7 protein-coding genes are annotated in these 12,236 nt (G+C 46.2%); all 7 read right to left on the bottom strand.

Translation table 11 applies throughout. The features are described from left to right. Positions 1 to 41: 41 nt before the first annotated feature. Positions 42 to 1,658 carry an F-box/WD repeat-containing protein gene (locus ACO6V5_RS06480; RefSeq protein WP_422441820.1) on the bottom strand — a complete coding sequence of 539 codons (1,617 nt, stop codon included), beginning with the start codon at positions 1,656 to 1,658 and terminating at the stop codon, positions 42 to 44. 149 nt (positions 1,659 to 1,807) lie between these two features. Beyond that, positions 1,808 to 3,424, bottom strand: coding sequence for an F-box/WD repeat-containing protein (locus tag ACO6V5_RS06485; RefSeq protein ID WP_422441818.1), 1,617 nt, complete (start codon positions 3,422 to 3,424; stop codon positions 1,808 to 1,810). 149 nt (positions 3,425 to 3,573) lie between these two features. After that, the gene (locus ACO6V5_RS06490) at positions 3,574 to 5,178 is read right to left on the bottom strand and encodes an F-box/WD repeat-containing protein (protein WP_422133839.1); all 1,605 of its coding nucleotides are present in this window, start codon (positions 5,176 to 5,178) and stop codon (positions 3,574 to 3,576) included. A gap of 159 nt (positions 5,179 to 5,337) precedes the next feature. Further along, positions 5,338 to 6,948 (bottom strand): F-box/WD repeat-containing protein, encoded by a 1,611-nt coding sequence (locus ACO6V5_RS06495; protein WP_422133838.1) that lies wholly within the window; start codon positions 6,946 to 6,948, stop codon positions 5,338 to 5,340. 162 nt (positions 6,949 to 7,110) lie between these two features. After that, positions 7,111 to 8,664, bottom strand: a complete 1,554-nt coding sequence (locus tag ACO6V5_RS06500; protein ID WP_422133837.1) for an F-box/WD repeat-containing protein — start codon at positions 8,662 to 8,664, stop codon at positions 7,111 to 7,113. A gap of 149 nt (positions 8,665 to 8,813) precedes the next feature. Continuing rightward, on the bottom strand, positions 8,814 to 10,421 hold the full coding sequence (locus ACO6V5_RS06505; protein WP_422133836.1) for an F-box/WD repeat-containing protein: 1,608 nt from the start codon (positions 10,419 to 10,421) through the stop codon (positions 8,814 to 8,816). A gap of 149 nt (positions 10,422 to 10,570) precedes the next feature. After that, positions 10,571 to 12,163, bottom strand: coding sequence for an F-box/WD repeat-containing protein (locus tag ACO6V5_RS06510; protein ID WP_422413048.1), 1,593 nt, complete (start codon positions 12,161 to 12,163; stop codon positions 10,571 to 10,573). Between the last annotated feature and the right edge of the window lie 73 nt (positions 12,164 to 12,236).

Raw genomic sequence — 12,236 nt, forward strand, 5'->3', positions numbered from 1 at the left:
GTAAAACTAACAAAATGACTTTCAGTACCTGCAAGATAGTGTCACTCAGTGACAGCAGACCATGAATGCTTCCTTCGCAGTTCAGTGATTTTTACGATGCCGTCCCGACTGGAGGTGACCACCTGACTGCCATCAGCGTTAAAGGTGGCCGATGAGATCCAGTCATCATGGGCGATGGTGGCTTTTTCTGACCATGTCCCATCATGCTGCTGACCAATGATTTTCACCGTTTTCCTGTAGCTGGCAGTAGTCACTATATGGAGACCATCAGGACTGAAGGTGGCCGATGTGACCAAACCAGTATGGAGAAAGGTGGTTTTTTCTGCCCATGAGCCATTGGCTTTCAGGCCGTAGATTTTTAATGTGCCATCATCGCTGGCAGTGACTACGTGGCGGCCATCGAGGCTGAAGCTGGCCGAGTTGACTATTAGCCTGTGTTCAATGATGGTATTTTCTTCCCAGGATCCATCGGCCCTCTTGCCATAGATTTTCGCCTTGCCATCCAGACTGGCGGTGACCACATAGCTACCATCGGCGTTGAAGGTGGCTGACATGACAGCTCTATCATGGGGAATGACACCTTTTTTTTCCCATGATCCATCGCCCTTCTGGCTAAGGATTTTCGCCTTCTTATGCTGACAGACGGTCACCACATGGCAGACATCGGTGCTGAAAGTGACTGAATGGACAGAATCGTTATAGGGAAGGGTAAGGGTGGCCGTTAATTCCCATGATTCATCCTCTTTCTGGCTATGGATTTTCGTTGTGCCATCACGACTGGCGGTCACCACATGTCGACTATCGGAACTGAAAGCGGCTGATATGACGAAATTACCATGGGAAATGGTGGTGTTTGGTTCCCATGATTCATTGCACCCCCGATCATAGATTTTCGCAGTGTGATCTCCACTGGCGGTGACTACGTGGTGACTATCGGGGCTGAAAATCGCTGATTTGACACATCCTTCATGAGGAATGGTTGTTTTTATTTCCCATGATCCATCAGGCTTGTGGCCATAGATTTTTGCCGTCCTGTCTGCATTGGCGGTAACCAGATAGCGGCCATCAGCACTGAGGGCCGCTGAGTTGACTTCATTTTCATACATCATACGGATGCGATCATTTAATGAGGTGGTTGAGTTGGCTTTATAAGTTTCGTAAATGATGGCTATGTTGACTAATTCAAAGGTTTCACATTGAGACATCAGCTCAGCCCTGGTGAAAAATAACAAAGCAGGTGAATAAACACTCATCGGCTGGCGATCTGTGAGTGACTCGACTAACGCTCTGTTATTCGTAAATGACTCAAACCAGGCACGGAGTTGATCCTTGTTTTTTGTACTGAGGGCCATCCTGAGTTGCTGCTGATGTGCTGAAGTAAACTGGCGATACCAGGCTTTTGCCAGAGCGTTATCTTGCTTGATAACGTCGCGAAGGCGGCTAGATACCTTTTGTAAACTGCGAATATCCCGAAGTTTCAAATGGCAAAAAATCATGGAAAGTGTATCTGAGGCTAAATCCTGCAATGAAAGTTTTTGCTTTTCTTTCGTGTCAGCCAGAGTGATGGACCTGCCCGCATGGTTACCCGCCTGTGCCAGCGCTCTGGCTCGGGCTCGCGTCAGTGGTGGTTCAAAACCGGAATTATTGATTCCATGCATGTCTGGATCCTGCAAAGCTGGTGTTTATTCTCGATCATCAGGGAGGGTTAAAAATTGTTTAGTTAGTCAGAGACATTTCCGGAATGAAAGTTCATAACAGGTTGGTTAGTAAAACTAACAAAATGACTTTCAGTACCTGCAAGATAGTGTCACTCAGTGACAGCAGACCATGAATGCTTCCTTCGCAGTTCAGTGATTTTTACGATGCCGTCCCGACTGGAGGTGACCACCTGACTGCCATCAGCGTTAAAGGTGGCCGATGAGATCCAGTCATCATGGGTGATGGTGGCTTTTTCTATCCATGTCCCATCATCTTGCTGACCAATAATTTTCACAGTGTTGTCATAGCAGGCAGTAGTCAGCATATGGCGGCCCTCAGGGCTAAAGGTGGCTGATAAGGTCCAATCCCCATAGGACTCATAGAAAAAGGTGGCTTTTTTTTTCCACAAGCCGTTGGCTTTTCTGCCGTAAATTTTCACTTTGTTATCGTTGTCGGTAATCAACAGGTGGCGGCCATCGTTGCTGAACCTGGCTGATCTGACAATTCCCCAGTGTTGAATGGTGGTATTTTTTTTCCATGATCCATCGGCCTTCTGACCATAGATTTTCGCCTTCCATTCCAGACCAGTGGCAACCAAATAGTGACCCTCGGCGCTAAAGGTGGCTGACAGGACATCACCAACATGAGGAATGGCATCTTTTTCTTCCCATGATCCATCGTCCTTCTGGCTATGGATTTTCACCGTATTATCAGAGGTGGTTAACACATGGCAGCCATCGATGCTGAAAATGGCTGAAGCGCCAGCAGTTTTATGGGGCAGGGTGGCCGTTAGCTCCCATGATCCATCGTCCTTCCGGCTATGGATTTTCGCTGTGCCATTCCAACTGGTGGTCACGACATGTCGACTATTGGCGCTGAAGTTGGCTGATTTGATGTCACCATTATGGGAAATGATGGTGTTTGGCTCCCATGTTTCGTCGCACCTCAGATTGTATATCGTCACCGTGCCACCCGAACTGGCAGTTACCAGATGGTGACCATCAGAGCTGAAAATCGCTGATTTGATCTCTCTGACATGGGGAATGATGGTTTTTTTTTCCCATGTTCCATCAGGCTTATGGCTGTAGATTTTTACCGTATTGTCGCCATTGGTGGTCACCAGAAAGCGGCCATCGACACTGAGTGCGGCCGAGTGGACTCTATTGTTTCGTCTAATTCGGATGGGATCGATAATGCTGTTGGATGAGTGGGTTTTATAAGTTTTGTCAAGGGTGGCTTTAGTGACTAATTCAAAGGTATCACATACGGACATCAGCTTAGCCTTGGTGAAAAATAACAGACCAGGTGAATAAAGTCTCATCGACCGACGGTCTGTGAGAGATTCGACTAACGCTCTATTATTCGTAAATGACTCAAACCAGGCACGGAGTTGATCTTTGTTTTTTGTACTGAGGGCCATCCTGAGTTGCTGCTGGTGTGCTGAAGTAAACTGGCGATACCAGGCTTTTGCCAGAGCGTTATCTTGCTCAATAACGTCGCGAAGGCGGGTAGATACCTTTTGTAAACTGCGAATATCCCGAAGTTTCAAATGGCAAAAAATCATGGAAAGTGTATCTGAGGCTAAATCCTGCAATGAAAGTTTTTGCTTTTCTTTCGTGTCAGCCAAAGTGATGGACCTGCCCGCATGGTTACCCGCCTGTGCCAGCGCTCTGGCTCGGGCTCGCGTCAGTGGTGGTTCAAAACCGGAATTATTGATTCCATGCATGTCTGGATCCTGCAAAGCGGGTGTTTATTATCGATCACCTGGAAGATTTGAAAATTATTTAGTTAGTCAGAGACAGTTCCGGAATGAAAGTTCATACCAGGTTGGTAAGTACAGCTAACAAAATGACTTTCGTCGCGTGCCGGATGGTGTCACTCAGTGACAGCAGACCATGAATGATTCCTCCGTAGTTCAGTGATTTTTACTATGCCATCCTCGCTGGATGTGATCACCTGGCTACCGTCGGCGCTAAAGGTGGCCGATGTGAGCCAGCCTTCATGGACAATGGTGGCTTTTTCTAACCATGAGCCATCATCCTGCTGACCAATGATTTTCGCCGTATTGTCCATGCTGGCAGTCACCAGATGACGGCCATCAGGGCTGAAGGTGGCCGAGAAGACCCGACCCTTATGGAAAAAGGTGCCTTTTTCTTTCCAAAAGCCATTGGCTGTTTTACCGTAAATTTTCACTTTACAATCATTGCTGGCAGTGACTAAATGGCGGCCATCGGGGCTGAAGCTGGTCGAGTTGATAAAATCACCGTGTTGAATGATGCCGCTTTTTGCCCATGATCCGTCGGCCTTTTTCTCATAGATTACCGCTTTGCGATCCGGACTGACGATGACCACAGAGCCGCCATTGGCACTAAAGGTGGCTGAAATGATACTACCGTCATGAGGAATGGCATCTTTTTCTTCCCATGATTCAGCGTCCTTCTGGCCAATGATTTTCAACGTCTTATCCTTACCGGCGGCTACCACATAACAACCATCGGTGCTGAAATTGGCTGAATAGATAGCATTCTTATAAAAAAAGCTGGCTGATAACTTCCATGATCCCTCACCTTTCTTACTAAGGATTTTCACTTTACCATCCAGACTGGAGGTGACCAGATGTTGGCTATCGGTGCTGAAGGTGGCTGACCTGATGTACCCATTATGAACAATGGTGGTTTTTGGTTCCCATGATTGATCACATCCCAGATCATATATCTTCGCTGCACAATGACGATTGACGGTGACTAAATGGTGACTATTGGGGCTGAAAATGGCTGGTTGGAAATTGCTTTCATGAGGAAAAGAGGTTTCTAGTTCCCATGTTTTATCAGGATTTTGGCGGTAGATTTTTGCCCTATGGTCGCCATTGGTGGTTGCCAGATAGCAGCCATCGGCACTGAGGGCCGCTGATTTGACCTTGTTGAGACTTGCGTTAGCGTTGGGGTTTTGTAGGCTGATGGCTGGGTTGATTTCATGAGTTTTGTCAATGGTGGCTTTAGTGACTAATTCAAAGGTTTTACATTTAGACATCAGCTCAGTCCGGGCGAAAAATAATAGTGCAGGTAAATAAATATTCGTCGGCTGGAGATCCAGGAGTGACTCGACTAACGCCTTATTATTTGAAAACGACTCAAGCCACTCACGGCGTTGATTCTTATCTTTTGCGCTGATGGTCATCCTCAGTTGATTCTGTTGTGCTGAAGAAAACTGGCGATACCAGGCTTTTTCCAGAGCGTTATTTTCCTTGATTGTGTCGCGAAGACGAGTACATACCTTTTGTAAACTGCGAATATCCCGAAGTTTCAAATGGCAAAAAATCATGGAAAGTGTATCTGAGTCTAAATCTTGCAATGAAAGTTTTTGCTTTTCTTGCTCGTCAGCTTCAGTGATGGACCTGCCCTCGTGGTTACCCGTTGGTGTTAGCGATAGAGCTTGCACTGATGGTGGTTCAATAACGGAATTATTATTTATTTCATGCATATCTTGACCCTGTAAAGCGGGTGTTTATTCTCGATCGCCAGGGCGGTTAAAAAGTTATTTAGTTAGAGACAGTTCCAGAATGAAAGTTCAAGACGGGCTGGTCAGTGAAACTAACAAAATGACTTTTGGTGGATGCAGGATGGTGTTACTGAGATAGCGTCACTCAGTGACAGCAGACAATAAATGATTCCTTTGCAGTTCAGTGATTCTCACCGTGCCGTCCTCACTGGATGTGATTACCTGGCTGCCGTCGGCGCTAAAGTTGGCCGATGAGAGCCAGTCATCATGGACAATGGCGGCTTTTTCTGACCATGACCCATCATCCTGCTGACCAATGATTTTCGCCGTTTTGTCATAGCTGGCAGTCACCAGATGGCGGCCATCAGGGCTGAAGGTGGCTGATATGACCAGACTCCTATGGGAAAAGGTAGCTTTTTCTTCCCATAAGCCATTGGCTTTTCTGTCGTAAATTTTTACTGTGTGATCATAGCTGGCAGTCACCAGATGTCGGCCATCGGGGCTGAAGTTGGCCGACTTGACAGGTCCCCTGTGTCGAATGACGGCATTTTCTGCCCATGATCCATCAGTCTTCTTGCTGTAAATGATCGCCTTGCAATCGACAATACTGGCAGTGGCTACACAGTCACCATCGGCGCTGAAGGTGGCTGAGATGACACTGCCACCATGTTGAATGACATCTTTTACTTCCCATGATGGATTGTCCTTCTGGCGATGGATTTTCACTGTCCTATCCTGACAGGCGATTAACGCGTAGCAGCCATCGGTGCTGAAAGTGGCTGAATAGATATCACAATGATGGGAAAAGATGACTGATAACACCCATGATCCATCATCTTTTTGGCTACTGATTTTAACTGTGTTATCCAAACTGGTGGTCACGATATGTCGACCATCGTTGCTGAAGGTGGCTGATCTGATGAGATCATAATGAGTAATGGTGGCTTTTGGTTCCCATGATTCATTGCATCCCAGAGCATAAATCTTCGCTGTGCCATCACCACTGAAGCTCACTGCATGGTGACTATCGGGGCTGAAATTCGCTGATTTGACCCATCCTTCATGAGGAATGGTTGTTTTTATTTCCCATGATCCATCAGGCTTGTGGCCGTAGATTTTTGCCGTATTGTCGCCATTGGCCGTGACCAGGTAGCGGCCATCACTACTGAGGGCGGCTGAATTGACTCTATTGAGGTGTTCCAGGTGGATACGATCGACTAATTGAAGGTCTGGGTTGGGTTTATATATTTTGTCAATGGTGGCATTAGTGACTAATTCAAATCTTTCACATTTGGACATCAGCTCAGCCCTGCTGAAAAATAACAGAGCTGCTAGATAAACGCTCGTCGGCTGCCGATCTGAGAGTGACTCGAGTAACGCCTGATCATTCGAAAACGACTTAAACCAGGCTCGGAGTTGATTCTTATCTTTTCCAGCGATGGTCATCCTTAGTTGAGACTGGTGTTCTGAAGAAAACTGGCAAAACCAGGCTTTTGCCAGAGCGTTATCTTCTTTGATAGTGTCGCGAAGGCGGGTAGATACCTTTTGTAAACTGCGAATATCCCGAAGTTTCAAATGGCAAAAAATTAAGGACAGTGTCTCTGAGGGTAAATCCTGTAATGAAAGTTTTTGCTTTTCTTTCGTGTCAGCTATAGAGGTGGACCTGCCCGCGTAGTTACCCGTTAGTGCCGGGGCTTTGGTTGGAGCTGGCGTCGGTGGTGGTTCAAAACCGGAATTATTGATTCCATTCATGTCTGGATCCTGCAAAGCTGTTGTTTATTCTCGATCGTCAGGGCGGTTTAAAAATTATTTAGTGAGCAGAGACATTTCCAGAATGAAAGTTCAAAACAGGCTGGTCAGTGAAACTAACAAAATGACTTTCGGTGCATGCGCAATGGTGTTGATGAGATAGCGTCACTCAGTGACAGCAGACAATAGATGATTCCTTCGCAGTTCAGTGATTCTCACTATGCCGTCCTCACTGGATGTGATCACCTGACTGCCATCGGCGTTAAAGGTGGCAGATAAGATAGGGCCATCATGAACAATCCTGGCCTTTTCTAACCATGTGCCATCATCCTGCTGACCAATGATTTTCGCCGTCTTGTCCCTGCTCGCAGTCACCAGATGACGGCCATCTGGGCTGAAGGTGGCTGATAAGGCACAATGCTTATGGGAAAAGGTGGCTTTTTCTTCCCATAAACCATTGGCTTTTCTGCTGCAAATTTTCACTGTGCCATCCTGGCAGGCAATCACCAAGTGATGGCCATCGGGGCTGAAGGTGGCTGATCTGAGAGGTTTCTCGTGTCGAATGATGGTGTTTTTTTCCCATGATACATCGGACTTCTTCTCATAGATTTTCGCAGTGTGATCCACACTGGCAGTCACCAAATAGTGGCCATTGGGACTGAAGGTGGCTGAGCAGACAAGCTCATTATGGGGAATGACATCTATTTCTTCCCACAGTTCATCGACCACCTGTTTATGGATTTTCGCAGTATTATCATAACTGGCGGTTACCACATAGCGGCCATCGGTGCTGAAACTGGCTGACCAGACAGCTCTTTTATGGCGAAGGGTAGCGGTTAATTTCCATGAACCATCGCGTTTTTGGCTATGGATTTTCGCTGTTCGGTCGCCACTGGCGGTCACTACATGTTGGCAATCGGTGCTGAAGGCAGCTGACAGGATGGGACTACCATGGGCAATGGTGGTGTTTGGTTCCCATGATTCATTGCGCACCAGATCATATATCTTGGCCCTGCCATCCAGACTGGCTGTCACTAGATGTTGGCTGTCGTTGCTGAAGGTCGCTAATTGGACCCAGAAGTCATAGGGAATGCTGGTTTCTTTGTCCCATGTTTCATCAGCCTTTTGGCCGTAGATTTTTGCCGTATGGTCTTCATTGGCGGTGACCAGGTATCGGCCATCAGCACTGAGTTTTGCTGAGTACACATCACACTTTATGTCAATGGAGGCCTTAGTGACTAATTCAAAGGTTTCACATTGAGACATCAGCTTAGCCCTGGTGAAAAATAATAAAGCAGGTGAATAAACACTCGTCAGCTGGCGATCTGTGAGTGACTTGATTAACGCCTGATCATTGGAAAACGACTCAAACCAGGCTCGGAGTTGATTTTTATCTTTGCTGGTGATGGTCATCCCCAGTTGATTCTGGTGTGGTGATGAAAACTGGCGATACCAGGCTTTTGCCAGTGTGTTATCTTCTTTGATAACTTCCCGAAGGCGGGTGCATACCTTTTGTAAACTGCGAATATCCCGAAGTTTCAAATGGCAAAAAATCATGGAAAGTGTATCTGAGTCTAAATCTTGCAATGAAAGATTTTGCTTTTCTTGCTTGTCAGCTTCAGTGATGGACCTGGCCGCGTGGTGACCCGCTGATCTTAGCGATAGAGCTTGAACTTGCGTCAGTGGTTGCTCAAAACCGGAATTATTGATTCCATCCATGTCTGTATCCTGCAAAGCTGGTGTTTATTCTCGATTATGAGGGGATTTTGAAAATTATTTAGTTAGTCAGAGACAGTTCCGGGATGAAAGTTCATAACAGGTTGGTAAGTAAAACTGACAAAATGACTTTTTGTGCATGCTGAATGGTGTCACTCAGTGACAGCAGGCGATAAATAATTCCTCCGTAGTTCAGTAATTTTCACTATGCCATCTTCACTGGATGTGATCACCTGACTGGCATCGGCGCTAAAGGTGGCCGATGAGATCCAGTCATTATGGGCAATGTTGGCTTTTTCTAACCATGAGCCATCATCCTGTTGACCAATGATTTTCGCCGTTTTACAAAACACGACAGTAGTCACTAGATGGCGGCTATCAGGACTGAAGTTGGCTGACAAGAGCCAAAGCTTATGGGGAAAGGAGGCTTTTTCTTCCCATAAGCCATCGACTTTTCGGCCGTAAATTTTCACTGTGCGATCTCTGCTGGTAGTCGCCAGATGGCGGCTATCGGGGCTGAAAGTGCCCGAGTTGACAGTATCTTTGTGTTGTATAGTGGTATTTTTTATCCATGATCCATCGGACTTCTTCTCATAGATTTTCGCTTTGTAATCCATACTGGCGGTGACCAGATAGCGACCATCGGCGCTGAAGGCGGCTGACAGGACAGTCGCCTCATGGGGAAAAACCTTTTTTTCTGTCCATGATCCATCGGTCTGCTGACTATGGATTTTCGCAGTGTTATCGTAACTGGCGGTAACCACATGGCAGCCATCGGTGCTGAAACTGGCCGAATAGAGCGATTTCTCATGAGGAAGGATGGCTGTTAACTGCCAGGAACCATCGCGCTTTTGGCTATGGATCTTCGCCGTTCCGTCCATACTGGCGGTCAACACATGTTGGCTATCGGTGCTGAAGGAAGCTGATCTGATGTGATTTTCATGGGAAATGGTGGTGTTTGGTTCCCATGATTCATTGCATCCCAGGTCACATATCTTTGCCATGTCATTACTAATGACGGTGACTAAATGATGACTATCGGGGCTGAAAATTGCTGATTTGACATGGCCTTCATGAGGAATGGTGGTTTTAATTTCCCATGTTCCATCAGGGTTTTGACTGTAGATTTTTGCCGTATTGTCTCCATTGGCGGTGACCAGATAACGGCCATCGCTGCTGAGGGCGGCTGAATTGACTTTACTGAGCTGTCCCAGGCGGATGCGATTAATAATGCCGGTGGCTGAGTTGGTTTTGTAAGTTTTATCAATGGTAGCTTTAGTGACTAATTCAAAGGTTTTACAGTTCGACATCAGCTCTGCCTTGGTGAAAAATAACAGAGCAGGTAAATAAACACTCGTTGGTCGGCGATTCGTAAGCGACTCGATGAACGCCTGATCATTGGAAAACGATTCAAACCAGGCACGCAGTTGATTCTTATTTTTTACAGTGATGGTCATCCTTAGTTGAGACTGATGTTGAGGAGAAAACTGGCGATACCAGGCTTTTGCCAGTGTCTTATCTTCTCTGATAACGTCGCGAAGACGGGTACAGACCTTCTGTAAACTGCGAATATCCCGAATTTTCAAATGGCAAAAGATCAGGGACAGTGTATCTGAGGCCAAATCCTGCAATGAATGTTTTTGCTTTTCTTTCTTGTCAGCTACAGCGATGGATCTGCCTGCATGGATACCCGTTGGTGTTAGCGATAGAGCCTGCGTCAGTGGTGGTTCAATACCGGGCTTATTATTTATTCCATGCATGCCTGGTTCCTGAAAAGTTGTTATTTATCTACGATCAGCAAGGACGTTTAAAAATTATTTAGTCAGTCAGAGACAGTTTCAGAGTGAAAGTTCATAACAGGCTGGTCAGTGAAATTAACAAAATGACTTTCGGTACATTCAAAAGGGTGTCACTCAGTGACAGCAGACAATAAATGATTTCTCCGTAATTCAGTGATTTTCACTATGCCATCTTTACTGGATGTGATCACCTGACTGCCATCGGCGCTGAAGCTGGCCGATGTGATAAAGTCATCATGGACAATGTTGGCTTTTTCTAACCATGAGCCATTATCCTGCTGACCAATGATTTTTGCCGTTTTACAACGCTTGTAGATTGACACCAGGTGGCGGCCATCAGGGCTGAAGCTGGCTGACAATACTTCATCATCATGGAAAAAAATGGCTTTTACTTTCCATACACCATTGGCGTTTCGACCGTAGATATTTACTGTGCCAAAGTTGCTGCCGGTCACTAAATGGCGGCTATCGGGGCTGAAGGTGGCCGATTTGTTAACGTTGTTGTATAGAGTGAGGGTATTTTCTTTCCATGATCCATCGGACTTCTTCTCAAAGAGTTTCGTCCTGCAATCCATACTGGCGGTGACCAAATAGCAACCATTGGGGCTGAAATTGGCTGAAATGACTTTACCACTATGGGGAATGGAATCTGTTTCTTCCCATGATCCATCCGCCTTCTGGCTATGAATTTCCACCGTTTTATTAAAAGAGGTGGTGACCACATGGCAGCCATCATCGCTGAAGTTGGCTGAGTTGTAGGCTTTCCTGAGGGTGGCCGTTAATTGCCACGATCCATCATCCTTCCGGCTAAGGATTTTCCCTGTCTCATCACAACCGGTGATCACCGCATGACGACTATCAGTGCTGAAGGTGGCTGAATTGATGAGAGCACCATGGCGAAAGGTGGTGTTTGGTTCCCATGATTCATCCCATGCCAGATCATATATCTTCGCCGCATTAAAACTTACGATTAATATATGGTGACTATCGGGGCTGAAAATGGCTGATACAACCGGTTTGTCATGGGGAATAGTGGTTTTTATTTCCCATATTCCATCAGCCTTGAGGCCGTAGATTTTTGCCGTACGGTCTCCATTAGCTGTGACCAGATAGCGGCTATCAGCACTGAGAGCGGCTGAGTTAACCCTATTGAGCTCTGGCCTATTCAAGGGACCGGCAATGGGGGGGGATGAGTTCGCTTTATAAGTTTTGTCAATGGTGGCTCTGGTGACTAATTCATAGGTTTTACATTGAGACATCAGCTCAGCCCTGGTGAAAAATAATAGAGCGGGTGAATAAACACTCGTCGGCTCGCGCTCTGTGAGTGACTGGAGTAACGCCTGATCATCGGAAAAGGACTCAAACCAGGCTCGGAGTTGATTCTTATCTTTAATGGTGAGGGGCATTCTCAGTTGATTCTGGTGTGATGAAGAAAACTGGCGAAACCAGGCTTTTGCCAGAGCCTTGTCTTCTTTGATCAGGTCGCGAAGGCGGGTACATACCTTTTGTAAACTGCGAATATCCCGAAGTTTCAAATGACGAAAAATCAGGGACAGTGTATCTGAGGTTAAATCCTGAAATGAATATTTTATTTCCTTGTCAGATACAGTAACGGACCTGCCCGCACTGTTATCCGTTGTTGTTAGCGATAGAGCTTGTGTTAGTGGTGATTCAGTAACGCGATTTTTATTTATTCCATTCATGACTGGCTCTTGCAAAGTTGCTTTTTATCGTTGATCAACAAGGGCAGTTAAAAAATATTCAGTCAGTTAGAGA

It is taken from the genome of Endozoicomonas sp. ALD068 (assembly GCF_049310145.1).
Lineage (GTDB): Bacteria > Pseudomonadota > Gammaproteobacteria > Pseudomonadales > Endozoicomonadaceae > Endozoicomonas_A.

Coding starts and splice junctions, on each gene's coding strand:
- ACO6V5_RS06480 (WP_422441820.1), bottom strand. CDS start 1,658: ATGCATGGAATCAATAATTCCGGTTTTGAACCACCACTGACGCGAGCC.
- ACO6V5_RS06485 (WP_422441818.1), bottom strand. CDS start 3,424: ATGCATGGAATCAATAATTCCGGTTTTGAACCACCACTGACGCGAGCC.
- ACO6V5_RS06490 (WP_422133839.1), bottom strand. CDS start 5,178: ATGCATGAAATAAATAATAATTCCGTTATTGAACCACCATCAGTGCAA.
- ACO6V5_RS06495 (WP_422133838.1), bottom strand. CDS start 6,948: ATGAATGGAATCAATAATTCCGGTTTTGAACCACCACCGACGCCAGCT.
- ACO6V5_RS06500 (WP_422133837.1), bottom strand. CDS start 8,664: ATGGATGGAATCAATAATTCCGGTTTTGAGCAACCACTGACGCAAGTT.
- ACO6V5_RS06505 (WP_422133836.1), bottom strand. CDS start 10,421: ATGCATGGAATAAATAATAAGCCCGGTATTGAACCACCACTGACGCAG.
- ACO6V5_RS06510 (WP_422413048.1), bottom strand. CDS start 12,163: ATGAATGGAATAAATAAAAATCGCGTTACTGAATCACCACTAACACAA.